The organism is Marinobacter sp. L-80 (assembly GCF_056859395.1).
Genome location: NZ_JBSXOI010000061.1, coordinates 41175 through 66802, shown reverse-complemented (window position 1 = coordinate 66802; position 25628 = coordinate 41175). Strand labels below are relative to the sequence as shown.

General features: G+C 57.3%; 26 protein-coding genes and 1 tRNA gene. 19 read left to right on the top strand and 8 right to left on the bottom strand.

What is annotated here, in order from left to right:
- Positions 1–63 precede the first annotated feature (63 nt).
- Together AC13E3_RS09080 and AC13E3_RS09075 are read left to right on the top strand one after the other, a co-directional pair.
- On the top strand, positions 64–1488 hold the full coding sequence (locus AC13E3_RS09080) for a hypothetical protein (protein WP_273070268.1): 1425 nt from the start codon (positions 64–66) through the stop codon (positions 1486–1488).
- Positions 1460–1834: a hypothetical protein gene (locus tag AC13E3_RS09075; RefSeq protein ID WP_008170400.1), complete on the top strand. Its 375-nt coding sequence runs from the start codon at positions 1460–1462 to the stop codon at positions 1832–1834. The genes AC13E3_RS09080 and AC13E3_RS09075 overlap by 29 nt, the downstream gene beginning before the upstream one ends.
- A gap of 43 nt (positions 1835–1877) precedes the next feature.
- Here AC13E3_RS09075 and AC13E3_RS09070 read toward each other — a convergent pair whose 3' ends face one another.
- Positions 1878–2411 carry a cold-shock protein gene (locus AC13E3_RS09070; RefSeq protein ID WP_104270317.1) on the bottom strand — a complete coding sequence of 178 codons (534 nt, stop codon included), beginning with the start codon at positions 2409–2411 and terminating at the stop codon, positions 1878–1880.
- A 222-nt stretch (positions 2412–2633) separates the two neighbouring features.
- On the opposite strand from AC13E3_RS09070, the gene AC13E3_RS09065 reads away from it, so the two are divergent.
- On the top strand, positions 2634–2852 hold the full coding sequence (locus AC13E3_RS09065; protein WP_064227410.1) for a SlyX family protein: 219 nt from the start codon (positions 2634–2636) through the stop codon (positions 2850–2852).
- Positions 2853–2925: 73 nt separating this feature from the next.
- On the opposite strand, the gene dapE is transcribed toward AC13E3_RS09065, so the two are convergent.
- From dapE to map, 6 genes are all read right to left on the bottom strand, one after another.
- Positions 2926–4062, bottom strand: coding sequence for a succinyl-diaminopimelate desuccinylase (dapE, locus tag AC13E3_RS09060; protein ID WP_273070265.1), 1137 nt, complete (start codon positions 4060–4062; stop codon positions 2926–2928).
- On the bottom strand, positions 4049–5077 hold the full coding sequence (gene dapD / locus AC13E3_RS09055) for a 2,3,4,5-tetrahydropyridine-2,6-dicarboxylate N-succinyltransferase (protein ID WP_008170392.1): 1029 nt from the start codon (positions 5075–5077) through the stop codon (positions 4049–4051). Before dapD ends, dapE begins: the two co-directional genes overlap by 14 nt.
- Positions 5078–5164: 87 nt before the next feature.
- The gene (locus AC13E3_RS09050; protein ID WP_008170391.1) at positions 5165–5506 is read right to left on the bottom strand and encodes an ArsC family reductase; all 342 of its coding nucleotides are present in this window, start codon (positions 5504–5506) and stop codon (positions 5165–5167) included.
- Positions 5503–6705 (bottom strand): succinyldiaminopimelate transaminase, encoded by a 1203-nt coding sequence (gene dapC / locus AC13E3_RS09045; RefSeq protein WP_008170389.1) that lies wholly within the window; start codon positions 6703–6705, stop codon positions 5503–5505. Before dapC ends, AC13E3_RS09050 begins: the two co-directional genes overlap by 4 nt.
- Positions 6702–9347 carry a [protein-PII] uridylyltransferase gene (locus tag AC13E3_RS09040; RefSeq protein ID WP_008170387.1) on the bottom strand — a complete coding sequence of 882 codons (2646 nt, stop codon included), beginning with the start codon at positions 9345–9347 and terminating at the stop codon, positions 6702–6704. Before AC13E3_RS09040 ends, dapC begins: the two co-directional genes overlap by 4 nt.
- A complete protein-coding gene (map, locus tag AC13E3_RS09035) occupies positions 9348–10118 on the bottom strand; it encodes a type I methionyl aminopeptidase (RefSeq protein WP_008170385.1) in 771 nt (256 codons plus the stop codon).
- Positions 10119–10370: 252 nt separating this feature from the next.
- On the opposite strand from map, the gene rpsB reads away from it, so the two are divergent.
- The 16 genes from rpsB to AC13E3_RS08955 all read left to right on the top strand — a co-directional run bounded on the left by rpsB (position 10371) and on the right by AC13E3_RS08955 (position 25171).
- Positions 10371–11123 carry a 30S ribosomal protein S2 gene (gene rpsB, locus AC13E3_RS09030; protein ID WP_008170383.1) on the top strand — a complete coding sequence of 251 codons (753 nt, stop codon included), beginning with the start codon at positions 10371–10373 and terminating at the stop codon, positions 11121–11123.
- A 92-nt stretch (positions 11124–11215) separates the two neighbouring features.
- A complete protein-coding gene (gene tsf, locus AC13E3_RS09025) occupies positions 11216–12085 on the top strand; it encodes a translation elongation factor Ts (RefSeq protein ID WP_008170381.1) in 870 nt (289 codons plus the stop codon).
- A gap of 185 nt (positions 12086–12270) precedes the next feature.
- Positions 12271–12999 (top strand): UMP kinase, encoded by a 729-nt coding sequence (gene pyrH, locus AC13E3_RS09020; protein WP_008170379.1) that lies wholly within the window; start codon positions 12271–12273, stop codon positions 12997–12999.
- Positions 13000–13073: 74 nt separating this feature from the next.
- Positions 13074–13631, top strand: coding sequence for a ribosome recycling factor (frr, locus tag AC13E3_RS09015; RefSeq protein ID WP_008170376.1), 558 nt, complete (start codon positions 13074–13076; stop codon positions 13629–13631).
- A 71-nt stretch (positions 13632–13702) separates the two neighbouring features.
- Positions 13703–14473 (top strand): polyprenyl diphosphate synthase, encoded by a 771-nt coding sequence (uppS, locus tag AC13E3_RS09010; protein ID WP_053114835.1) that lies wholly within the window; start codon positions 13703–13705, stop codon positions 14471–14473.
- Positions 14474–14494: 21 nt separating this feature from the next.
- Positions 14495–15334, top strand: a complete 840-nt coding sequence (locus tag AC13E3_RS09005) for a phosphatidate cytidylyltransferase (protein WP_008170372.1) — start codon at positions 14495–14497, stop codon at positions 15332–15334.
- 2 nt (positions 15335–15336) lie between these two features.
- Positions 15337–16521, top strand: coding sequence for a 1-deoxy-D-xylulose-5-phosphate reductoisomerase (gene ispC, locus AC13E3_RS09000; RefSeq protein ID WP_008170370.1), 1185 nt, complete (start codon positions 15337–15339; stop codon positions 16519–16521).
- A 49-nt stretch (positions 16522–16570) separates the two neighbouring features.
- The gene (rseP, locus tag AC13E3_RS08995; RefSeq protein WP_008170369.1) at positions 16571–17920 is read left to right on the top strand and encodes an RIP metalloprotease RseP; all 1350 of its coding nucleotides are present in this window, start codon (positions 16571–16573) and stop codon (positions 17918–17920) included.
- 44 nt (positions 17921–17964) lie between these two features.
- On the top strand, positions 17965–20283 hold the full coding sequence (bamA, locus tag AC13E3_RS08990; RefSeq protein WP_482901927.1) for an outer membrane protein assembly factor BamA: 2319 nt from the start codon (positions 17965–17967) through the stop codon (positions 20281–20283).
- A gap of 45 nt (positions 20284–20328) precedes the next feature.
- Positions 20329–20826 carry an OmpH/Skp family outer membrane protein gene (locus AC13E3_RS08985; protein ID WP_273084745.1) on the top strand — a complete coding sequence of 166 codons (498 nt, stop codon included), beginning with the start codon at positions 20329–20331 and terminating at the stop codon, positions 20824–20826.
- Positions 20827–20873: 47 nt separating this feature from the next.
- Positions 20874–21899, top strand: a complete 1026-nt coding sequence (gene lpxD, locus AC13E3_RS08980; protein ID WP_092031645.1) for a UDP-3-O-(3-hydroxymyristoyl)glucosamine N-acyltransferase — start codon at positions 20874–20876, stop codon at positions 21897–21899.
- Positions 21900–21910: 11 nt separating this feature from the next.
- Positions 21911–22348 (top strand): 3-hydroxyacyl-ACP dehydratase FabZ, encoded by a 438-nt coding sequence (fabZ, locus tag AC13E3_RS08975; protein WP_008170365.1) that lies wholly within the window; start codon positions 21911–21913, stop codon positions 22346–22348.
- Positions 22348–23139 (top strand): acyl-ACP--UDP-N-acetylglucosamine O-acyltransferase, encoded by a 792-nt coding sequence (gene lpxA / locus AC13E3_RS08970; protein ID WP_008170364.1) that lies wholly within the window; start codon positions 22348–22350, stop codon positions 23137–23139. Before fabZ ends, lpxA begins: the two co-directional genes overlap by 1 nt.
- An 18-nt stretch (positions 23140–23157) precedes the next feature.
- Positions 23158–24339, top strand: a complete 1182-nt coding sequence (gene lpxB / locus AC13E3_RS08965; RefSeq protein WP_104270326.1) for a lipid-A-disaccharide synthase — start codon at positions 23158–23160, stop codon at positions 24337–24339.
- The gene (gene rnhB, locus AC13E3_RS08960; RefSeq protein ID WP_288365855.1) at positions 24339–25025 is read left to right on the top strand and encodes a ribonuclease HII; all 687 of its coding nucleotides are present in this window, start codon (positions 24339–24341) and stop codon (positions 25023–25025) included. The genes lpxB and rnhB overlap by 1 nt, the downstream gene beginning before the upstream one ends.
- A gap of 69 nt (positions 25026–25094) precedes the next feature.
- Positions 25095–25171, top strand: a tRNA-Met gene (locus AC13E3_RS08955).
- 193 nt (positions 25172–25364) lie between these two features.
- Here AC13E3_RS08955 and AC13E3_RS08950 read toward each other — a convergent pair.
- A complete protein-coding gene (locus AC13E3_RS08950; RefSeq protein WP_008170359.1) occupies positions 25365–25622 on the bottom strand; it encodes a helix-turn-helix domain-containing protein in 258 nt (85 codons plus the stop codon).
- Positions 25623–25628: the final 6 nt, after the last annotated feature.

Here is a 25628-nt window from a genome sequence, read left to right as displayed (position 1 = left end):
CAATAACAACCTGAAACATAGCTTTCGCATCAGGACGATGCATTCAGAACATGGAGAAGTTTGATGGACGATTGGCAAGGATGCCTGGATCCCCAGTGCCAGACCGCTTTATTACGAGCCCGGGAAAGTGTTGAACGCCGTGGTGGCTCGGTGATTACCGTTGAAGATTACCTGCTTGCCCTGCTGGACTCCGCACCCGCTATAGCCCGCTTTCTGCGTGGCTGCGGCGTGGATATGGACGAACTCACCCGCACCATTCAGTGCGAACAACCGATCGTGACGGAAGTGGGCGGCGAAGGGCAATTATCTTCCCAATTGATGTACTGGTTCGCGGCGGCCCGGGAAACCAACGATTCGCCATGGCTCGGATGGTCTCAACTGTTGGGGGCGCTGGTTCGCCACGCGGAGCGGCTGCAGGAAAAAGCCTATGTGGCGGTTTTTGAGTTGGTCCCACGCTGGCCCGATTCGTCCGGGGAGCGGGAGCCGGCGCCGATTGATAACTTCCAGAGAGCGCCCGTGGTAGTGACGGATTCCGCATGGGTTGAGCTGGCTGAGGATGTCGCGATCGGTCTGGCGGCGTCGCCGTCAGCCATGATCTGGGTGCGTGGCGAGCGTGGAGCGGGCAAGACCGCCTGGCTGCAATCGCTGCTTCCGGTACTGGAGCAGGATTACGTTGAGTTGGATCTCAGGCGTGAAGCGGAGATCATGGCCAGTGATCTTCCGGTTCTTCCGGCGCTTTCATCGGAGGGCGGTCCGGGAGAGGAAGGGCCACGCTGGCCGGTACTGGTACTGGACAATATCTCGCCAGCGGACCTGATTGCGCTGATGGATCTTCCTGATGGGCTGGCGTCAGCGCTGGTACTTCAATGGGCAGGTCCAATACTTCTGCTGGGGCCTGAAGAGCCTCGCGAAAGCAGTGCCGCCCTGGCGCTGCAGCATCGTCTGGGCCGCACCCTCGACACCTTTGATATGCCGGTTTCAAGCGTGGTTCAGCGTCAGGCCATTCTGACAGCCCACCAGGCCGCCATCGAGAAGCAGTGGAATGTGCAGGTGCCTCGGTCGGCGATCCGGTTTGCTGCTTCTCGCCGGAGCCGGTGCGTGAGCACGCCGGGCGGAATGCTGCAGTGGCTGGAACGGGCGGCCGCCCGGCTGAACCTCGTTGCCCGCAGAGGCCCGGCCGAGGCGGTGGCCCTGGCTGGACAGGCTGATACTCTGAGGCGTCAGTCCCTGGTTGCCCTGGCGCGGAAAGAGCCGCTCGACGACATCGAGGCTTCGCTGGGTGAAATTCAGCTCTATCGCGTGGCCGCAGAGGTTGCCTGGCATGAACGCAAGGCAGCCGGCAAGCTCCGGCAGCTATGCACTGAAGATTTGCGTCAGGAACTGGAACGCTGGGTTGCAGCGCGGCCCGGGCCGGTTCACTATGTGCGGCATTGCAATAATCAGGATGGAGATTCAGCGGGTGCAGGATCTGGAAATTTACATTCGTGATCTGGAGCCGGGGGCGGTTTCCGGGTGGCTTGAGAACCACCTTGAAGAACTGGAACTGGATGACGTTGAGGTAACAGGCGTGATCAAGGGCTTTGCCCGCTTCGAGGGCGAGAGACTGCGGATATCGCTTTATCCGGGGGCATTTGGCAAACGTTTCACCTCAGTGGTCATCGAGGGGCCAAGGGTGCCCTGGAACAGTGACCTTGACTGCGCGCGCAGTGCCTGGCGTGCCATGGATACCGAGATTCGCTGCAGTCCGGGAGACTGGAAAGAGGGCGAGCCGGTAGAGGATGAGAAATGGTGGCGTCTGGACCACCGGGGCGAGCAACAGGTCGTCTGGAACTGAAAGAGGCAGCCCTTGGGCTGCCTCTTTGTTTTCAGTGGGCGATTCAATCGCTCAGGATGGATACGTTGTCGGCCTGAAGGCCTTTGTCTGCCTCCACAACATTGAAGCGGACCAGTTGACCCTGTCGCAGGACCCGGCGCCCACGGCCACGAATCGCCCGGAAGTGAACAAATACCTCGTCACCGCTGTCACGCACGATAAAGCCGAAGCCTTTCTTGACGTTGAACCACTTTACGGTGCCTTCTTCATCACCCTCAGGGCTGCTTTCGTCATAGCCATCATCATCGTCATCATTGTGGTTCTGGCTGGGGGCACGGTTGCTCGGCCGGGATGGGCTTTGCTTTTCGGCCGGTTTCTTGACTGAAAGCGCAATGGCCAGGAAGCCCGCAATGCCGAAAACGATCAGCGTAATAATGTAGGCTGCGATGCCACGAGTGCTACCGAGGGCCTCAATAAGCTGACCTGCAGCGATCAGGCGAAGAGGCTCTGGTGTAAAAGACAGCAACAGGGCAAGCACCAGCGGTGCGGGGATGGCGATCAGGAGAGCAAAAAGGATCGCTTTGGATGGATTACGCATTGACTGAAATTTCTCCATTCTTGTAACGCTAACGATAAAAACCGGATATCGGGTAAAATCGCACATCCGGCCGGTGAAAACCGCCAGTTCCCCGGAAAACGGGAGCGCTGACGGGCAAAAGCGGCATGATACCAGATTATCCCGAGCGCTGACCAAGCAACGGGGTAAGCAGTGTCATCGATCACATTCTTGATAGATCCACCCAGGGAGTGCCAATACCCAATGAGCCAGAACGATCTGGAAACCCGACTGGATGAGCTGGAGACACGGCTGGCCTTTCAGGACGACGTTATCAATACCCTGAGTGAGCAGGTGGCCAGGCAGGAAATGGACATCCGGGAATTGTGGGAGGCCAAACGGCTGCTGCACAAACAGTTGAAAGATGTTTCACCGTCCAATATCAAGTCAGAGCAGGACGAAACACCTCCCCCTCATTATTGATAATGGCGCATTAAAAAAGGGATCAGATGAAGGTTTCATCTGATCCCTTTTCGTTGGATTCCGGTTCCCGCTTTTATGCCAGCAGTTCGATCAGAATCTGTTCGTAGATTTCAGACAGGGTATTCAAATCGTCGGCCTTTACGCACTCATCCACTTTGTGAATAGTCGCATTGATGGGGCCAAGTTCGACCACCTGCGCGCCGGTAGGCGCAATGAAGCGGCCATCCGATGTGCCGCCGGAGGTTGAAAGTTCGGTTTCCCGGCCTGTCACCGTGCGAATGGCGCTCTGGCTGGCAGACACGAGTGCGCCCTTGTCCGTCAGGAACGGACGGCCACTGAGGTGCCACTGCAGATCGTATTTCAGGTTGTGGCGGTCCAGGATGGCTACCACCCGTTCCTCCAGACTTTCTGCAGTGTTTTCCGTGCAGTAGCGGAAGTTGAAGTGCACCAGGCATTCACCGGGAATAATGTTGCTGCCCGTACCGGCCTCCAGCTTGGTGATCTGGAAGGTGGTTGGCGGGAAGAAGTCGTTGCCGTTATCCCAGAACTCCTTTGCCAGCGCATCCAGGGCAGGCGCAACCAGGTGAACCGGGTTCTCGGCCAGGTGCGGATAGGCTACGTGGCCCTGAACCCCATGCACGGTCAGGTAACCATGCAGAGAGCCCCGTCGACCATTCTTGATCACATCACCCACTTCTCGGGTGCTGGACGGCTCGCCAATCAGACACCAGTCGATCTTTTCGTTCCTGGCTTCGAGAGTTTCCACCACTTTGACCGTACCGTGTTGGGCTGGCCCCTCTTCGTCACTGGTAATCAGCAGGGCTATGGAACCCCGATGGTCCGGGTAGCTTGCAACGAAGCGCTCGCATGCGGTTACGAAGGCTGCCAGGCTGCCCTTCATGTCCGCGGCGCCACGGCCGAGGAGGTAGCCATCCCTGATCACGGGATCAAAGGGTGGGTGCGACCAGTTCTTTTCCGGCCCGGTTGGTACCACATCGGTATGGCCGGCAAAGGCCAGCACCGGCCCCTCGGAGCCCTTTCGGGCCCAGAGGTTATCGGTATCGCCAAAGCGCAGGTTCTCGCCGGTGAAGCCCAGAGGCGCAAGGCGCGACATCATCAGTTCCTGACAGCCGGCATCGTCTGGCGTGACAGACTGCCGGCGGATCAGATCAACGGCAAGTTCGAGGGTCGGGGAATCAGTTGTTTGCATGCAGCTCTTCATTCAGCTCGATGGCAGACTTGTTGGTTTTGCACTCCACCGCGCCAGTCTGGCTGTTACGGCGGAAAAGCAGGTCTGTCTGGTTGGCCAGATCGCGGGCCTTGATCACCTCAACCAGCTCGTTGTTGTCGTCGAGCAGCGCAACCTTGGTGCCGGCTGTGATGTACAGCCCGGCCTCGACCTTGCAACGGTCGCCCAGCGGGATGCCGATACCGGCGTTGGCGCCGATCAGGCAGTTCTCGCCAACGGCAATGATGATGTTGCCTCCACCGGAAAGGGTGCCCATGGTGGAGCATCCACCGCCCAGATCAGACCCCTTGCCAACCATGACGCCGGCGGAAATACGGCCCTCGATCATGCTGGTGCCTTCGGTGCCGGCGTTGAAGTTGATAAACCCTTCGTGCATGACCGTGGTGCCTTCACCCACATAGGCGCCAAGGCGAACCCGGGCGGTATCGGCAATGCGGACACCTTTCGGTACCACGTAATCGGTCATCTGCGGGAATTTATCCACGGATTTGACTTCCAGTGTGCGGCCTTCCAGGCGAGCCTGAAGCTGGCGGTCGGACAGTTCGTTCAGATCGATCGCGCCTTCGCTGGTCCATGCCAGATTCGGCAGCAGGCCAAAAATGCCGTCCAGCTTCAATCCGTGAGGTTTGGCCATGCGATGAGAAATCAGGTGAAGCTTGAGGTAAACCTCCGGGGTGCTGGACGCGGTGTCATCTGTTTCGAGTACTGTGACAACCACCGGGCGCTTGCTGGCGGCTGCTTTGTCCGCCAGTGATGCCTGGCCTGTCTGGCCGATCTGACGCAAGGCGTTGGCGAGCTGGCTGAGCTGCTCGGCGGTCGCGCTGATCGCCTGGTTACCACCCTTGTAATCAAGGGCGTTGGAGATGACGTCCATCAGGGTGTTATCGGGTGTCATGACCGGCTGCTGGTAAAACACTTCCAGCCACTCGCCCTGGTTGTTCTGGGTGCCGATACCGATACCGAATGCAAAGCTCATCTGATGGTTGCTCCTGTTATGAATGTGGGGCCAGGGCAATGCCTGAAGACCCCTGAAATTAAAGTTTGGATCTGGTTTGCCCGAGATTCAGGCCAGCCATGCGGACCATTCGTCTGCACTGAAACCTACGCGCACATCACCGCCGTTTTCGACAACGGGACGCTTAATAATGGATGGGTTCTCCAGCATGATCTCGTGAGCGCTTTGGGCGTCAATGGTATCACGAACGTCCTCCGGAAGTTTGCGCCAGGTGGTGCCACGGCGGTTCAGCAGGGTTTCCCATCCGACCGCGTGTTCCCAGCGGAACAGCAAATCACTCTGCAGGCCATCCTTCTTGAAGTCGTGGAATTCGTAGTCGATACCTTGTTCGTCCAGCCACTTCCGGGCCTTCTTTACGGTGTCGCAGTTTTTGATGCCGTACAGTTTCATGGCTTGTTCGCCTTAACAAATTCAACAATGCGTTCCGCTGCCTCTACGCACTCTTCCAGCGGGGCGACCAGGGCCATCCGGACACGGTTTTCTCCGGGATTATGGCCATCCACGGTTCGGGAAAGATATCGCCCAGGCAACACGTGCACGTTCTGTTGTGCCGAGAGCTCCCGGGCAAACGTTTCATCGTCCATCGGAGTTATCGGCCACAGGTAAAACCCGGCATCCGGAAAATCAACATCCATAACTTCCCGGAGGATGGGGACCACTGCCTCAAATTTGGCGCGGTACGCTGCACGATTCTCCCGAACGTGGTCTTCGTCGCTCCAGGCGGCGATGCTCGCCAGCTGATTGTGGATGGGCATGGCGCAGCCGTGATAGGTGCGGTACTTCAGGTAGCCGTCAAGAATGCTGGCATCCCCGGCTACGAAACCCGATCGCAGGCCGGGCAGGTTGCTGCGTTTGGACAGGCTGTGGAACACCACGCAGCGGGCGTAGTCATCCCGGCCAATGGCGGCGCAGGTTTGCAGGAGGCCTTCCGGCGCGTTGCCTTCCTCCGGATAGAGTTCGGAGTAGCATTCGTCGGAAGCAACGATAAAGTCGTGTTTGTCGGCCAGGGCTATCACCCTGGTCAGCGCCTCCCGGGAGATAACAGCACCACTGGGATTGCCCGGGGAGCACAGAAACAGTATCTGGCATTCTTGCCAGATGGATTCGGGCACTGAATCAAAATCGGGAATGAAGCCATTTGAGCCATCGCAGGGGAGGTATACGGGCGTCGCGCCTGCAAGGAGGGCGGCTCCCTCGTAAACCTGATAAAACGGATTGGGGCTGACTACGGTGGCAGGCTTGGTGGCATCCACGACAGCCTGAACCAGGGAAAAGATGGCTTCACGTGTGCCGTTTACCGGCACGATGTTGTTCGCCGCGCTGAGGCTGCCGGCCTTCAGATTGAATCGGCGGGTTGCCCAGCCACTGATGGCCTCGCGGAGTTCATCCGTACCCCGGGTGGTGGGGTAATTGGCAAGCTTGTCCAGATTGTTCGCAATGACCTGTTTGACGAAATCGGGCGACGGGTGCTTCGGCTCTCCAATCCCCAGGGAAATCGGCCGGAGATGATCGGGCACGCTGATGCCTGCCTTTAGTTTGGCAAGCTTTTCAAAAGGGTAGGGGTGAAGTCTGTCGAGGTTCGGATTCATTGAATGTCGTCCAGCATTTTACAGAGATCTTGCTGCAGGGCCTGGCATACCGCCGGCTCCCGGATGGGCTCGCCGTGTTCGTCCGTCACGAAGAAAACGTCCTCCACGCGCTCGCCCAGGGTGGCAATCTTGGCGTTGCTCAGGCGTACCCGGTGCTCCAGCAGCACCTGGCCGATGCGGGCCAGAAGCCCCGGGCGGTCGGGCGTGATCACTTCCATTACGGTGCGCTGGTTGATGGTGTCATTCGAGAACGTCACTTCCGTCGGGAAAGCGAAATGCTTGAGCTGGCGTGGCGTGCGCCGGTGGATGATGTCCGGATAGTCATCCGGGTCGTCCAGTTCTTCGATCAGGCGCAAACGCACCCGTTCTTTTCTCGCAGGGTCGATGCCCAGAGGCTGTCCCTTCTCATCAAGTACCACATAGGAACTGATCGAGTAGGGCCCCTCGCTTGAGCTGATGCGCGCGTCCACGATGTTCAGGTTCAGCTGTTCGAGGACCGCCGTTGTCGCAGCGAACAGGGCAACCCGGTCCTTCATGTAGATAATGATCTGGGAGTAGCCGTCCGTCGGGCCGCCCCGCGTGTCTCGAATCAGCACCAGCGGGTCCGTATTGTCGCCGTGTCTGATGATGGCAGCAGTCTGCCAGGCGATGTCCACGGTCGAGTCCTGGAGGAAATAGTCTTCGTCCACGGTGTCCCAGATGGCGTCGATCTGTTCATCAGTCATGTTCTGGGCATGCAGGATTTCCCGGGCTTCCGACTGGGTAGCGCGAACCCATTCCTGTCGGTCGATGGGCGTTTCAGTGCCCCGACGCAAAGCCCGTTTGGCCTCGATATAGAGTTGGCGCAACAGCGAGGCCCGCCACGTGTTCCATAGCTTGGGATTGGTAGCGCTGATGTCGCATACGGTTAGAACGTACAGGTAATCCAGGTGCGCCTGGCTCGGCACTGCCCTGGCAAATCCGTGGATAATGTCCGGGTCGGAGATGTCTTTGCGCTGGGCTGTCATGGACATCAGCAGGTGGTTTTCCACCAGCCAGGAAATCAGCTGGGTGTCCCGTTCGCTCAGGTGATGCCGCTGGCAGAAGGCTTCGGCATCGATGGCACCCAGTTCCGAGTGATCGCCACCCCGGCCTTTGGCCACATCATGGTAAATGCCGGCAATATAGAGGGTTTCCAGTTTCGGCAGCCGGTGAATCAGGCGGGATGCCAGCGGATACTCGGTTCGGGCTTCCGCGCTGCCAAGCCTTACCATGTTGCGGATGACCCGCATGGTGTGGGCATCCACGGTGTAAATGTGGAAAAGGTCGTGCTGCATCTGGCCAATGATCTGGCCAAACTCCGGGAGATAGCGCCCGAGCACGTTGTACTTCTTCATGGCAGACAGCGTCTGATCCAGGGCATGGGGCGTTCTGAGCAGCTCCATGAACAGGGTAGTCACTGCCAGATCAGATCGGAACGCATCATCGATCAAATGCCGGTGGGCCCGAAGCGAGCGGATCGTCGTGGCCCGGATGCCCTTTATCTCAGGGTGCTGAGCCATCAGAACGAAGATTTCCATGATGGCATAGGGCGCGTAGGCGAAGACCTGGTTGTTGACCGCTTCAATATAGTAGTTACGAATCTGGAAACGTTTGTTGATGGGCTGGATGGCGTCTTCCGATGGGCTACCCAGAATCGCTTCGTCGTAATACTGCAGAATCACATCCGCCAGTTCGGCGAGGGCCAGGACGGTGCGATAGTAGGCCTGCATCATCAATTCGACGCCGAGCCGCTTACCTTCATCTCTATAGCCGAGCATCTGGGCCAGGGCTCGCTGATGATCGAACAGCAGCCGGTTTTCATTCCGGTCAGCGAGCAGCTGCAGGCCGTATCGCAGTTGCCAGAGGAAGGTTTCACCCTGGAACAGAATCTGATGCTCTTCCTCGGTAAGAATGCTGAAGCGGGTCAGGTCAGCGATGTTCTGCAGTCCGAAATGTCGCTTGGTAATCCAGCCGATCGTCTGTATGTCCCGCAAGGCGCCCGGGGAACCCTTCACGTTTGGTTCGAGGTTGTATTCGGTATCGCCGTATTTCTGATGCCGTTGCTGCTGCTCCTCACGCTTCGCAATAAAGTAGTCGCGGTCGGTGCTGACATCATCGGAATAGACTTGCTCGCTCAGATCTGACCGGAGTTCATCCGGGCCGGCAATCGTGCGCGTTTCCAGCAGGTTGGTCAGTATGGTGATATCTTCGCGGGCGGCTGTCTTGCTTTCCTCGATGCTGCGAACACTGTGGCCGATATCCAGCCTGAGATCCCACAGCAGGGTAACGAACGCGCCCAGGTCTTCGTGCCAACTGTCTTCGATGCCGGCACGGGTGAGAATGAGCAGGTCGATGTCCGAATGCGGGTGCAGCTCACCCCGTCCATAGCCGCCGACGGCGATCAGGGCAATGTCCGGTGAATCGGAAAAGGGGTAGCGGTTCCAGATCAATCTGAGAACTGTATCGACCGTGTCAGCCCGGGAGCGGACAAGGGCGCGCACATCGGCGCCTTGTCGAAAGGCCTCGGCATCGGCGTCATACCTGCCCTTTAACAGCTCCCGGGCCGCCGTAACCGGAGATGGGTCATTACTGATGCGGGATTCCAGCTCGCTTTGGTCCACTTAGAAGGACTCTTCCTTTCGCTTGGTCAAGACCTCATGACCGTCCGCCGTCACAAGGATGGTGTGCTCCCATTGTGCAGAGAGTTTGTGATCCTTGGTAACGACGGTCCAGCCATCCGGCAGAAGCTTGGTCTGGTACTTGCCCTGGTTGATCATTGGCTCAATGGTAAACGTCATACCTTCCTGCAGCTCCAGACCGGTGCCGGGTTTGCCGTAATGCATTACCTGAGGCTCCTCGTGGAATACTGCGCCGATGCCATGGCCACAGTAATCTCGAACCACGGAATAGCGGTGTTTCTCGGCGTGCTGCTGAATCACATGCCCGATATCGCCCAGACGGGTTCCCGGCTTGACCAGTTCAATACCTTTATAGAGGCACTCCTGTGTAATCTGGATCAGCCGCTCGGTGCCAGGTTTCGGCTTGCCGACAATCCACATCTTGCTGGTGTCGCCGTGGTAGCCATCCTTTATTACGGTGACATCGATATTAAGGATGTCTCCATCTTTGAGGATTTTCTTCTCAGACGGAATGCCGTGGCAGATAACGTGGTTGACCGACGTGCAGATGGACTTCGGAAACCCCTTGTAGTTGAGTGGTGCCGGAATGCACTTTTGCTCGTTTACAATATAGTCGTGGCAAATCCGGTCGAGCTCTTCGGTGGAAACGCCGGGCTTGACGTGATCGCCAATCATCTCGAGCACTTCGGCCGCCAGGCGGCCAGCGACGCGCATCTTTTCAATTTCTTCCGGTGTCTTGATCGATACCTGCATTGGGTTTCCCGTTGTTTGTGCCAAACCGGCATTTTAAGGGGCCTGCTGCCCGGGTACAAGGAAGCTCGCCGTCAAAAATAATGGCGTTTGTCGGGCCGAATATGGTATAAACGCGCCCGCTGGAAACGAATCCAGCAAATTCACACACGTGTCGGCACGTTATCCCAGGGTGCCTGGTCCTGCTTTTAAAGGAGTCAGGTTGGGGTAATCGGATACGTGGAGGACTAACCCGAAGCTAAAAAGGTAACTATCATGGCTCAGGTAAATATGCGTGACCTGCTGAAGGCAGGTGCTCACTTCGGTCACCAGACCCGCTACTGGAACCCGAAAATGTCGAAGTTCATCTTCGGCGCCCGTAACAAGATTCATATCATCAACCTTGAGCAGACTGTTCCTGCCATGAACGACGCGCTGAAATTTGTTCAGCAGCTGGCAGAGAACAAGAACAAGATCCTGTTCGTTGGTACCAAGCGTGCCGCGGCCAAGATCATCAAGGAAGAAGCCGAGCGTGCCGGTCAGCCGTTCGTTAACCACCGCTGGCTCGGTGGCATGCTGACCAACTACAAGACCATCCGTCAGTCTATCCGTCGCTACCGTGACCTGGAAACCCAGAGTCAGGACGGTACTTTTGACAAGCTGACCAAGAAAGAAGCACTGGATCGTACCCGTGAAATGGACCGCCTTGAGCGCTCCATTGGTGGTATCAAGGACATGGGCGGCCTGCCGGACGCGATGTTCGTGATTGACGTTGACCACGAGCGTATCGCCATCAAGGAAGCCAACAAGCTTGGTATTCCTGTCATCGGTGTTGTTGATACCAACAGTGATCCCGACGGTGTCGATTACGTGATCCCGGGCAACGATGACGCTATCCGTGCGATCCAGATTTACGTGAAAGCCGTTGCTGATACCTGCATGGAAGCAGCCCAGTCTGCTGGTGCCGGTGCTGACGAGTTTGTTGAAGTCAGCGAAGACGCTGAAGGCGCTGCTCCAGCCGCTGAGTAACGTTTTACCTTCACGGTTTAGATGTAAGGTGTGCCTGGTGTTTTCCGAGGCACACCGCCCCACCGAATTCGGAACAGTTGAGAGGATTGAACATGGCTGCAATTACCGCTGCAATGGTCAAAGAGCTGCGTGAGCGTACCGGCCTTGGCATGATGGAATGCAAGAAGGCACTTGTTGAAGCCGAAGGCAGCGTTGACGCTGCGATCGAAGAGCTGCGCAAGTCATCCGGTCTGAAAGCTGCCAAGAAAGCCGGCCGTACCGCCGCTGAAGGCGCTTCACTGATCAAGATCTCTGACGACAACACCGTTGCCTTTATTCTGGAAGTGAACTCCGAGACCGACTTTGTTGCTCGCGATGACAACTTCCTGAACTTTGCCAACGACGTGCTGAACGTTGCGTTTGAAAATGGCGAAACCGACGTAGCCAAGCTGATGGAAGGCGATCTGGAATCCAAGCGTGAAGCGCTGGTTCAGAAAATCGGCGAGAACATTACTGTTCGTCGTGTCGTCAAGGTTGAAGGCCCGGTTGTTGGTGGATACGTTCACAGCAACAACAAGATCGCTTCGGTTGTCGCCCTGACTGCCGGTGATCCTGAAGTTGCCCGTGACATCGCCATGCACGCAGCTGCCGTTAACCCGCGTGTCGGCAAGCCGGAAGATATGCCGGCTGAAGAACTCGAAAGAGAGAAGGATGTGATCAAGGCCCAGCCGGATATGGAAGGCAAGCCTGCCGAGATCGTCGAAAAGATGATGGGTGGCCGCATCAAGAAGTTCCTCAAGGAGAACAGCCTTGTTGAGCAGCCTTTCGTCAAGAACCCGGACCAGACCGTGGGCGAGCTGATCAAGTCCAACGGCGGCGAGCTGGTTGGCTTCGTTCGCCTGGAAGTGGGTGAAGGCATTGAGAAGGAAGAAGTGGACTTTGCTGCCGAGGTTGCTGCTGCAGCCGGCACAGGCAAGGCCTGATCCTTCGTTCGATGCAGCGGGCTTTGAGCCACTGTATCACCTGAGTCTGCCACGTTAGCCGGGAATTCCCGGCTCTCGTGGCGGGCTTGTATCTGAGATACCCCTTTTTATGAGGAGTATGTCAGATACAAGCCTGCAAAGGGTACCACGCCGGATAGCAGCCAACAGACGACAAGGGGATCATCATGCCGACATCATCGAAAACCCAGCCCAGATACAAGCGTGTTCTGCTCAAACTCAGTGGCGAGGCCCTGATGGGAGAGCACGATTTCGGTATTGATCCCAAAGTTCTTGACCGCATGGCACTGGAAATCGGTGCGCTGATTGGCATCGGCGTGCAGGTTGGCCTGGTGATTGGCGGCGGCAATCTGTTCCGTGGCGCAGCCCTGAATGCGGCCGGCATGGATCGGGTTACCGGTGATCATATGGGCATGCTGGCCACCGTGATGAACGGTCTGGCCATGCGTGATGCCCTGGAACGTTCGAACATCCGGACCCGTGTGATGTCCGCGATCCCCATGAGCGGCATCGTGGAGCATTACGACCGCCGTCGCGCGGTACGGGATCTGAAGGATGGCGATGTCGTGATCTTCTGCGCCGGTACCGGTAACCCTTTCTTCACGACCGATTCCGCTGCATGTCTGCGTGGCATTGAGATCGAGGCCGACGCGGTGCTGAAGGCGACGAAAGTGGATGGCGTATACTCAGCGGATCCGCACCTCGACAGCAGTGCAGAGAAATACGACTACCTCACCTATGATGAGGTTCTGGACAAGAAACTGGGTGTGATGGATTTGACAGCCATCTGTCTCGCCCGTGACCACGGCATGCCGCTGCGGGTGTTCGATATGAACCGTGCCGGCGCCCTTACTCGCATCGTAACTGGCGAGAAAGAAGGTACACTGATCGAATGAATCGCTGTCCCGGCCCCACAGGATCGTGGCGCCAGATTACAGAATGACATGACGAACGAATTGAGGATGCTGAAGTGATCAACGACATCAAAGCAGAAGCCGAAAAGAAAATGAAAAAGAGCCTGGAGTCCCTTAACTCCGCGTTCAACAAGATCCGCACCGGCCGTGCCCACCCCTCTATCCTGGATAGTGTCATGGTGAACTACTACGGCCAGGAGACGCCGCTGAAGCAGGTGGCTAGCGTCAACGTCGAGGATAACCGCACGCTGACGGTCTCTCCCTGGGAGAAAAACCTGATGCCGACCATCGAGAAAGCTATCATGGCATCAGACCTTGGCCTGAACCCGGCGACCAGCGGCGATATCATCCGTATCCCGATGCCCATGCTGACAGAAGAAACCCGTAAGGAAATGGTTAAGCAGGCAAAAGCAGACGCCGAGCACGGTCGTGTTTCCATCCGTAATGCGCGTCGCGACGCGAACAGCATGATCAAGGATCTGCTCAAGGAAAAGGAAATCACCGAAGACGACGAGCGCAAGGGCGAGGACGATATCCAGAAGCTGACCGACCGCTACATTGCAGAAGTCGAGAAGATGCTCAAGGCCAAAGAAGAAGACCTGATGGCGGTTTAACCGTCCGGACCTACTTGCAAGCGAATTGAAAGGCCGAAGCACCGAGGCGCTCCGGCCGCACAGGGGATTTCATGACGGGAACTGTATCCGCAGAGATTCCGGTGTCGGCAGACAGTCGGCCCCGGCATGTGGCCATCATCATGGACGGGAACAATCGATGGGCCAAGGCCCGTCGGCTCAAGGGAGTGGCTGGGCACAAGGCCGGTGTCGATGCGGTCAGGGCAGTGGTGGAAACCTGTGCCCGTGAAGGCGTGGAAGTGCTCACGCTGTTTGCCTTTTCCAGCGAGAACTGGCGCCGGCCCAAGGACGAAGTGTCCGCGCTCATGAAGCTGTTCCTGTTCGCCCTTGAGCGCGAGGTTCGCAAACTTCACCGGAACGATATCCGCCTGCGCATTATCGGTGATCGGTCAGCGTTCAGCGCTTCACTGCGTGAACACATGGCGGCGGCTGAAGAGCTGACCCGCAATAACTCCCGGATGACCCTGGTAATTGCCGCCAACTATGGTGGTCACTGGGATATCACGCAGGCCACACGCAAGGTGGCCGAGCAGGTCCGTTCCGGGCAGTTGGCACCCTCTGACATCACCGATGACCTGATTCAGCAGCACCTCAGCATCGGTGACCTGCCAATGCCGGACCTGATGATTCGTACCGCAGGCGAGCAAAGAATCAGCAATTTCATGCTTTGGCACCTGGCTTACACAGAGCTTTACTTTTCACCGGTGTATTGGCCTGACTTCCAGCAGGAAGAGATGCTCAAGGCCCTGCAGGCCTATGCCGGCCGACAGCGTCGCTTTGGCCAGACGGATGATCAGATAGCGGCCAAGGCTGTACAACAATAACGAACGATAGCGACGTCAACCGTGTTAAAAACCCGAATTATCACCGCACTGATCCTCGCTCCTATCGCCATTGGCGGGATCTTTTTCCTCCCGCCCCTGGGTTTTGCGCTCTTTACCGGCGCCATCATTACCCTGGGCGCCTGGGAGTGGGCGAATATGTCCGGTATTGAGAGTCCTGCCGGTCGGGTTGGCTACGCACTGGCCACCGCTATCCTTCTCTACGGTCTGCTGAACGTTCCGTTTGTGGCAGTCCTCTGGTTATCGTTGCTCTGGTGGGGCGTGTGCTTTCTTCTGGTTCGCAGTTATCCCGGCGGCTCCGAAAAATGGGGCAGTCTCCCCGCAAGAGCCGTCATGGGGCTGTTCGTTCTGGTGCCGGCGTGGGTGGGCCTTAATCACCTGCGAACCGGCGGTTTCCAGTTTGGTGACAGTACCAACAACCTGCTGCTCATCCTCTACGTATTCTGTGTGGTGTGGGTTGCCGATATCGGTGCTTACTTCGCCGGTCGGGCGTTTGGTAAAGCAAAGTTGGCGCCCCGTGTCAGTCCTGGCAAATCATGGGCGGGCGTTTGGGGCGGCCTGATGGCCGTCGGGGTTTTTGCCCTGGTTGTCAGCTGGCTGGCTTCGGCGGGGACGGTTCAGACCTCGCTGCTAATTGTTGCCAGCCTCGCCACGGGTCTTGTTTCAGTGTTGGGCGATCTGCTGGAAAGCATGCTCAAAAGGCACCGTGGCATCAAGGACAGTAGTCAGCTGTTACCCGGTCACGGTGGCATCATGGACCGGATCGACAGCCTGACGGCGGCCATTCCGGTATTTGCATTGATTATTACCCAACTTGGTTGGCTGACAACCGGGCACTGGTGACTATGGTAACCCGCTCTATCAGTGTTCTCGGGGCGACCGGCTCCATCGGTCTCAGTACCCTGGACGTTGTTCGGCGCCACCCTGACCGCTTCTCGGTCTATGCGCTCACGGCCAGTACCCGTGCGGAAGAGCTCGCGGTCCTCTGCCGTGAATTCCGTCCGAAAGTGGCGGTCATGGCTGACCCTGAAGCGGCCGATGTCCTCTCAAAATTGCTGGCAGACCTGCCTGAAACTCGCGTGCTTGGCGGGCTGGAAGGGTTGTGCGAGGTGGCCTCCACCCCCGGTGTTGATACTGTGATGGCGGCTATCGTCGGGGCAGCGGGTCTTTCGCCAACACTGTCGGCGGTGCGGGCGGGAAAGCGGGTGTTGCTTGCCAACAAAGAAGCGCTTGTGATGTCCGGCAAACTGTTTATGGATGCCGTGGCCGAAGCGGGGGCAGAATTGCTGCCGATCGACTCTGAGCACAACGCGATTTTCCAGTGCATGCCGGCCGACAAGGTCCGGGACCCTGCCGGTGCCGGCATCACTCGTATACTTCTGACAGCCTCCGGGGGCCCGTTCAGGGAACATTCTGCCGAGGATCTTCGATCGGTAACGCCCGCCCAGGCCTGTGCCCATCCGAATTGGTCCATGGGGCAGAAGATTTCCGTGGACTCGGCCACCCTGATGAACAAGGGCCTCGAGCTCATTGAAGCCTGCTGGCTGTTCAACACCACGCCCCAGAAAGTTGAGGTGCATGTCCACCCTGAGAGTATTATCCACTCGATGGTTGAATATGCCGATGGCTCCGTTCTGGCCCAGCTTGGCAGTCCCGATATGAGAACACCGATTGCCAACGGCCTGGCCTGGCCGGAGCGTATTGACGCTGGTGCCCCGCCTCTGGACCTGTTCGCGATCGGCCGCTTTCACTTTGAGCGGCCAGATCTGGTGCGTTTCCCCTGCCTGCGCCTGGCTGCCGAAGCGTTTGAGGCGGGCGGCACTGCCCCGGCGGTTCTTAATGCCGCCAATGAAGTGGCTGTTGCCGCTTTTCTTGAGGGTAGCCTGTGTTTTTCGGATATCCCCGTTATCATAGAGCGAACGCTCGCTGTGACCGCCGTTGAGCCCGCCGACAACTTTGACGTTATCTTCGCCAAGGACAAAGAAGCACGGGCTTGTGCACGGGAACAGATAGGTCTGTTAACTGTCTGATAGTCGCAGCAGAATGCTGCCCGGCTGAAGCCATTCAATCAGGAACGCTATGCAGATTATTGAAACCGTCCTCGCACTTGCGCTTACCCTGGGCATCCTGGTGACCCTTCACGAATACGGTCATTTCTGGGTTGCCCGGCGTTGTGGCGTAAAAGTACTTCGCTTTTCCGTGGGTTTCGGGAAACCGATGTTTTCCTGGTACGACAAGCATGGGACCGAGTTTGCCGTCGCCGCCATTCCTCTGGGCGGCTATGTAAAAATGCTGGATGAGCGGGAAGGGCCAGTTCCTGAGGAGCTGAGAGATCAGGCCTTTACCTCCAAGCCTCCGAGCCAGCGTATTGCCATTGCGGCGGCCGGTCCCGTGGCCAACTTCCTGTTCGCCATTTTTGCTTACTGGCTGCTGAGTGTGGTTGGCGTTACCCATGTTGCACCCATTGTCGGGCAGATCGCTGACGAGAGTGTGGCCGAGCGGGTAGGTCTTCAGGAGGGTATGGAGATTCACGCTGTGGATGGCCATCGCGTCAGTTCGTGGCGCGATGTGAATATGCGCATTCTGGAGCGGACCGGCGAGCACGGTCTGATTTCCATGGAGGTATCGGAAGATGGCGCCCGCGGTACAGTCAGCGGTGAGCTTTCCGGTTGGGGCCTGAGTGACGATACTCCCAATCCGTTAGCCGAGTTCGGCATTACGCCATGGCGCCCGGCTGTTCCACCGGTATTGGGGCAGATTTCCGATGGTGGCCGCGCTCAGGCTGCCGGCCTGCAGCCCGGGGATCGCATTGTGGCCGTGGGCGGCGAGCCGATCAGTAGCTGGTTTGAGCTGGTCGAGTTTATTCGCAATGCCCCGGAGCAGACACTTCAGGTAACCATCGAGCGTAATGGTGCGGAACAATCCGTCAGCGTGACACCGGAAGCGAAGACTCAGGAAAGTGGTGAGTCAATCGGTTTTGTCGGTGCCGGTGTGGAAGCTATCTCATGGCCAGAAGAGGTGCTGCGTGATGTCAGCTACGGCCCATTCGCCGCCGTTCCGGTCGCCCTCAGCGAAACCTGGGCGGATACCCGCTTGACACTGGTGGCCATCAAGAAGATGGTCACCGGCCTGTTGTCACCCACCAACCTCAGTGGACCAATTACCATTGCCCGGGTTGCTGAAGCCAGTGTCAGTTCCGGGTTCGAAGACTTCGTGCGTTTTCTTGCCTATCTGAGCGTGAGCCTGGGCATTCTGAACCTTCTGCCTGTGCCGGTGCTAGATGGTGGTCATATCGTTTACTACACCATCGAAGCTCTCCGTGGGAAGCCGCTTTCCGAGCAGGCTCAGGCGTTTGGATTACGAATTGGTATGGCAATGATCCTCACATTAATGGTGTTTGCTCTTTACAACGACCTGATGCGGTTGTGAGAATTGCGAGCTCCTTACGCGCATTAACCAGGCGAAATATTTGAATGAGACGTTCTCTTCTAGGTGTAGCCGTTGGCCTCGCTGTAGCCGTGTCCGGCCTGAAGCCAGCATTTGCTGATCAGTTCACTGTTGCGGATATTGAGGTGGAAGGCCTGCAGAGGGTATCTGCGGGTACTGTTTTTTCCGCGTTCCCTGTCAATATTGGCGAGCAGGTGGACGAGACCGAGCTGGCTGATGCGATCAAGTCGCTGTTCCGGACCGGTCTTTTCACCGACATTGAGGCCAGCCGGGATGCCGGTGTGCTTATCCTGACGGTTCGTGAACGACCCTCCATCAGCGATATCGAGATTGAGGGCAACAAGAACATTGAAACCGAGATGTTGATGGATGCCCTCGCTGGCGCCGGGCTTCAGGAAGGCCAGGTATTCCGGCGTGCGACTCTTGAACGTCTGGAACTGGAAATTCTGCGCTCTTACATTGCCCAGGGGCGCTACAACGCCCGGGTAAAGGCAACGGCCGAGGAGCTGCCCAGAAACCGCGTTGCGATTCGCCTGGATATCAATGAGGGGTCGGTCGCTGCGATCCACTATATCAACCTGATCGGCAACAAGGACTTCAGTGACGAAGAACTGCAAGAGCTGTTCGAGCTGCAGACCACGAGCTGGTGGAACTCAATTACAAACTCGGACAAGTACGCGAGAGAGCGCCTGAGTGGCGACCTTGAATCGCTGCGGTCGTTCTATCTTGACCGCGGTTACCTGGATTTCAATGTCGAGTCCAGTCAGGTTTCCATCTCTCCGGACAAGCAAAAGGTCTTCATCGCCATTGCTCTGAATGAGGGGCCCCAGTACACCATCTCGGAGATAAACCTGCGTGGAGAGCTGATTGTGGGCGAGGAAGAGTTGCGCTCGCTGATTCCGGTTACGGAGGGCGACGTGTTCTCCCGCTCCCACATGACAGCCATATCCGAAGCCCTGGCATTCCGGCTCGGACGCGAGGGCTACGCCTTCGCCAGCGTCAATGCCGTCCCCGAGCCGGGAGAAAACAACACAGCTGCCGTCACCTTCTTTGTTGAACCGGGCAAGCGGGCCTATGTGCGACGCATCAATTTCGAGGGTAACGTATCGACTCGTGACGACGTTCTCCGCCAGGAAATGACCCAGATGGAAGGGGGCGTGGCTTCTTCGGATCGTATCGAGTTTTCCAAGACCAAGCTGGAGCGTCTCGGCTTCTTCCAGACGGTGAACGTTGAGACGGTTCCGGTGCCAGGCACGGATGATCTGGTCGATGTGAACTACTCCGTTGAAGAACAACCGACAGGCAGCCTTTCCGCTTCCGTCGGCTTCTCGCAGCAATCCGGTGTGATTCTTGGCGCCAACGTGTCCGAGAACAATTTTTTCGGTACCGGGAAGCGCGTCTCTTTCGGTGTCAATGTGAGTGATTATGTCAAAAGCGCAAACGTTTCCTACCTGGACCCTTACTACACGGTTGACGGCGTAAGCCGTGGCTACAGTCTTTTTGCCCGGCAAACCGATTATGAGGAAGAGGATATCTCCGCCTTCCTGCTGGACGAATATGGCGGCCGTATCACCTTCGGTTATCCCACGGACAATATCACCCGTTTGAACTTCGGGGCCGGGTTTACCCAGTCCAATCTTAAGGAAGGCCTGTTCACCTCACAGGAGGTCATTCAGTTCATTGATGAGGAAGGGGATTCGTTCAATAACTTCTTCCTCTTCGGCAGCTGGCGCCGCAGTACTCTCAACCGGGGTGTTCTGCCCAGTGATGGCCATAGCCAGTCGTTGTCGCTTGACGTAGCAGTGCCGGGCAGCGATCTGACCTTTTACAAGGTGACACACAAGACCGATTTCTACTATCCGGTGACTGACGATAATCGCTGGATCTTACGGGCGCGTTCAGAGATCGGTTATGGTGATGGTTACGGAGATCGGACCCAGATGCCGTTTTACGAGCACTTCTATACAGGGGGCTACGGATCGGTTCGGGGGTACCGGGCCAACTCCTTGGGTCGCCTTGCTACGAACAATGTCAACGACCTCTCAGACCCGGATCCGTTCGGCGGTAACCTGCTCACTGAAGGTGGTGTTGAGCTGATATTCCCCACGCCCTTTGCCGGTGATACCCGCTCCATGAGAACGGCGTTTTTCCTGGACGCAGGTCAGGTGTTCGACACTGCGCGCGGTTTCGATCCGGAACTGAGCGAAATCAGAATGTCCGCCGGTATTGGCTTCCAGTGGATTACCGCTGTTGGCCCGCTGGCCTTCAGTCTGGCGAAGCCGCTGAACGACAAGCCGGGTGATGACACCCAGGTATTCCAGTTCTCGCTGGGCCAGACCTTCTAGCGCATGGATAATAACAACCTACGGATGAAAATCAGGAGAAAACTAATGTCCCGATTCATGTTGATATTCGCCGCCATGGTTATGGCGTTTTCAGTCCCGGCCATGGCTGAAACCCGAATTGGTGTGGTGGACCTGCGTCAGGCACTGTTCTCTTCAGACGATGCCAAGACCTTCAGCGAATCCCTCCAGAAGGATTTTGCGGGCGATGAGGCCCGGGTGCGCGAAGCTCAGGAAGAGGCCCGCAAGCTCCAGGAGCGCCTGGAGAAAGACGGTGCCATGATGAACGAGAGCGAGCGCAACAAACTGGCCGGTGAGTTCCAGGAAAAGGTAAAAGAGTTCAACTTCCTGAAGCAACGGCTCGATTCAACGGTGAATCAGCGTAAGCAGGCATTTCTGGAGCAGGCCCGTCCCGAGGTGGACGCGGCGGTCAAGGAGCTTCTTGAAGAGAACAATCTCGATCTGATCCTGCCCAGCGAAGCTGTTGTCTATGTGAAGCCTGAAATGAACCTGACCTCTCAGCTTCTTGAAAAACTGAACCGTTAATCTGTGACGGGCACCCCGGTGCCCTGATCGTTGCTTGGGAGCACGCAATGACAGAAAGGTCCTATCGCCTGGGGGATATTGCCAATGCCCTGGGTGCGGAGCTGCGCGGTGATCCTGATATCAGGGTATCGGGGCTGGCGACGTTGCAGGCCGCCGTGCCCGGCCAGATCAGTTTTCTCGCTAACCCTTCCTATGGCAAGTATCTGGCGGATACACGTGCTTCGGCGGTTATTGCTTCGCCGGCCTCGGCGAAGGATGCTCCGACCAACGTCCTGTTACTGGACAATCCCTACCTCGGCTATGCTCAGCTGAGCCACTGGTTTGATCTCGCGCCTGTTGCTTTGCCCGGCGTTCACGCGACTGCTGTGGTCGATCCGTCGGCCAGCATCGCTGACGATGCCTGTATCGGTCCTAATGTGGTGGTGGAAGCAGGGGCTGACATTGGCGAGAAAGTCGTCGTGGGAGCCGGCTCGGTTATTGGCGCCCGCGCCAGGGTCGGGGCCCGGACTTTAATCCGGCCACGGGTGACTCTGGCTCACGATGTGGTCATTGGCGAGCGTTGTCACATCCTCAGTGGCGCCGTTATTGGCTCCGACGGTTTTGGTTTCGCTAATGAGAAGGGTGTATGGCACCGGATCGCACAGCTCGGTCGGGTTGTTCTGGGGAGTGATGTGGAAGTGGGTGCCAACACCACCATTGATCGTGGCGCTCTCGACGACACCGTCATCGGTGATGGGGTGAAACTCGACAACCTCATCCAGATTGCCCATAACGTTCGCATCGGCGATCACAGCGCCATGGCGGCGATGGTCGGCATTGCCGGCAGTACCCGCATTGGACGGCACTGTGTATTCGGCGGCGCCTCGGGTGTGGCTGGTCATCTGGAGATTGCTGATCAGGTTCATCTGACAGGTATGACCCTGGTAACGGGCGACATTCGTGAGCCCGGGGTCTATTCATCCGGCACCAGCGCCGATAGCAACCGTCAGTGGCGCAAGAATGCTGTCCGCTTCCGGCAGCTGGATGCGCTGGCAAGACGGGTAAAAGAACTGGAAAAGAAATTAGAGGGCTGAGGCCGATCAACATGATGAACATCGACGAAATTCTGGAATACCTGCCGCACCGATACCCGTTTCTGCTGGTGGATCGGGTCACGGAGGTCGAAAAGGGAAAATCGATCAAGGGCTACAAGAATATTTCGTTTAACGAGTCGTTCTTCCAGGGCCACTTCCCGAACAACCCGATCATGCCGGGGGTGTTGATCATCGAAGCCATGGCTCAGCTGTCCGGCATTCTCGGTTTTGTGACTGTGGGCCGGAAACCTTCTGACGGCGTGGTACAATACCTCGCCGGATCCAGCAAGGCCCGGTTCAAACGCCCGGTTTTACCAGGGGACCAACTGTGTATGGAGTCGGAACTCATCTCCGGTAAACGGGGTATTTACAAATTCGAGTGTCGCGCCCTGGTCGACGGTGAAGTCGTCTGCGTGGCAGAGATTCTGACCGCTGAGAGAGAAGTTTGATGGCGACAAATGACTGGTCGGGTGTCCATCCTCAGGCGATTGTAGACCCGTCAGCCAGGCTCGGGGACAACGTTACTGTCGGGCCCTGGAGCTACATTGGCCCTGATGTGGAAATCGGCGAGGGTACCGAGATCCTGTCCCACGTGGTGGTCAAGGGGCCGACGGTTATCGGCCGGAATAACCGTATTTTCCAGTTCTCCAGTATCGGCGAGGAATGCCAGGACAAGAAATACGCGGGCGAGCCAACCACACTGGTGATTGGCGACAACAACGTGATTCGCGAGAATTGCACGGTTCATCGGGGCACGGTCCAGGACCGGGGTGAAACCCGTATCGGCAGTGGCAATCTTTTGATGGCGTACGTGCATGTCGCTCATGACTGTATCGTCGGTGACAACACCATTCTGGCCAATTGTGCCACCCTGGCGGGCCATGTTTCGGTCGGCGATTTCGCGATTCTGGGCGGTGGTACCATGGTGCACCAGTTCTGTCATATTGGTCCCCACAGCATGGCGGCTGGTGGCAGCATCGTACTCAAGGACATTCCGGCTTATGTGATGGCGAGCGGTCAGTCCGCCCAGCCACACGGCATGAACGTGGAAGGCCTTAAGCGCCGTGGTTTCAGCAAGGATGTCTTGCTGGCTTTACGCCGCGCCTACAAGGTGATCTATCGCCAGGGGCTGACAACCGAACAGGCCGTCGAAGAGCTTGAGAAGTCCTACTCCGATGTTGCAGAAATACGTCCCCTCATTGACTCCCTGCGTGGAGCTCACCGCGGCATCATCCGCTAACCCGGCAGGAGCCTGTCGGTGACAGATCTTTCTCACGCGACCATCAGCGAGCGTAAAATCACATTCGGAATCATTGCCGGTGAGGCATCGGGGGATATCCTCGGTGCCGGCCTGATCCGTTCGCTGCGCCAACGCTATCCCCAGGCCCGGTTCGTCGGCATTGGCGGGGAGGAAATGGTTGCGGAGGGATTCCATTCCCTGGTGCCGATGGAACGTCTTTCGGTCATGGGGCTCGTGGAGGTTCTTGGACGAATTCGTGAACTGTTCAGCATCCGGGCCCGGCTCCTGGACTATTTCTTCGCCACGCCACCGGATGTTGTGATCGGTATCGATTCTCCGGATTTTACGCTTGCGATCGAACGGCGCTGCCGCGAGGCCGGCATTCTTTCCGTGCATTATGTCAGCCCATCGGTTTGGGCCTGGCGGCAGAAGCGGATCTTCAAAATTGCCAAATCGGTCAACCTGATGTTGACCCTGTTTCCTTTCGAGGCAAGGTTTTACGAGGAGCATCAGGTGCCTGTGGCCTTCGTGGGCCATCCACTGGCAGATCGAATTCCCATGGCGCCGGATACCCTCAAGATGCGGGAGTCGTTGGGAATAGATGCGGACGCACCCGTACTGGCGGTTCTTCCCGGTAGTCGTGCAGGAGAAGTGGAGAGACTTGGTACCTTGTTTCTTGAAGCCTCTCGCTGGATACAGGAAAGAAGACCTGATCTGCAGTTGGTGATCCCCTGCGTGAACCGGGACCGGGAGAAGCAGGTGCGCGATCTGGTCGATGCGTTGGAGGTGAAGCTTCCGGTTACCATCGTACGTGGGCGTTCCAGGGATGTTATGGCCGCCTCCGACGTTGTGCTCTTGGCCTCTGGAACGGCAACACTCGAAGCGATGCTTCTCAAAAAGCCGATGGTTGTAGGGTACCGCCTGAGCGGGTTCAGCTATGCGCTTCTGTCGAAGTTGGTGAAGGTGCCTCATGTCGCATTGCCCAATCTCCTCGCGAAGCGCCAGCTTGTCCCAGAGCTGCTCCAGGACGACGCCACGGCCGAGAGTCTGGGTGCAGCAGTGCTTGAGCGACTGGAGAACAAAGAGGAGAGGGCGAGGCTTAACGAAGCCTTTACCGAGTTGCACCATTCACTGAAGCAGGGGGCTGATGAAAAAGCCGCTCAGGCGATCTCAGACCTGATAGAGCAGGGTGCCCACTGATGCCCAAGAGCCCTTTGCCACCCTTCGAGTGTCGTTACAACGGTTCCTTGCTTGCCGGTGTGGACGAGGTCGGTCGGGGGCCGCTCATCGGGGCCGTCGTGACTGCGGCGGTCATTCTGGATCCGGACCGGCCAATCGCAGGCCTGGCTGACTCAAAGAAGCTGACCGAGAAGCGTCGCAACGCCCTCTACGATCAGATTCTCGAGCATGCCAAAGCCTGGAGCATTGGCCGGTGCGAGTCCCACGAAATCGACCGGCTGAATATCTACCAGGCCACAATGCTGGCTATGGAGCGCGCAGTGTTGGGGCTGGCTGTGGTGCCTGAGTACGTTCTGGTGGATGGTAATCGCTGTCCCAAGTGGCGCTGGCCGTCGGAACCGGTTGTCAAAGGCGACAGTCGGGTGGCTGCCATCAGCGCCGCTTCTATTATTGCCAAAGTAACCCGTGACCGGGAAATGGAAGCGCTGGAAGCGCGTTTCCCCGGGTTCGGCCTGGCGCAGCACAAAGGTTATCCGACCCCGGTCCATCTGGAGGCCCTGCGCCGCCTCGGAGCAACCATTGAACACCGCCGCTCCTTTCGACCTGTTCAGGAAGTGATTGAAACAGTGGGATTCTATCAAGATCACGTTGCCCCAGAGCCCGAAGAGCTTCAGTACCGGGCAGACCTTTTCGAAGATATCGATTGACAGTTTTGAATCCAATCCTTAATATACGCGCACGTTGATCGGGGTAGCCCGGTAAACAACCAGTTTTGATGCGGGGTGGAGCAGTCTGGTAGCTCGTCGGGCTCATAACCCGAAGGTCGTTGGTTCGAATCCAGCTCCCGCTACCACATAAAAGAAAGGCAGATCAGTTGGTTACTGGTCTGCCTTTTTTGTTTTCTGAGTCTGAAATTTTCTCCGTGCCCTCATCGTGCCCTATGCGTGCCAATTTCCGACTTGGATATTTTGGCCCCTCTTCGTTGTTGACCGTAAGTCTTCTGGGGCACGGGGCATTAGCTTCTGCCCGCATGCCAAGAAAGAGAGTCACTTTTCGCCTTCAGATCCTTCCGACTCGTCCGAGACTTCCTTGATGTGCGTGATTAATTGCTCAACCGAACAGTCGAAATAAGTGCATAGCTTATCAATGTTGTCCGTCACTGTGCTGTGGCCGGGGTGGTTGATGATTTTCGACAGTGTCATCCTGTTGATGCCGGTGTCCTTAGCAATTTCACCAATAGTGATTCGTCGTTTCTCGGCAAATTCCTTATCTGCTATCAATTCCTTCAAATGGAAACGGATCATCTCTCT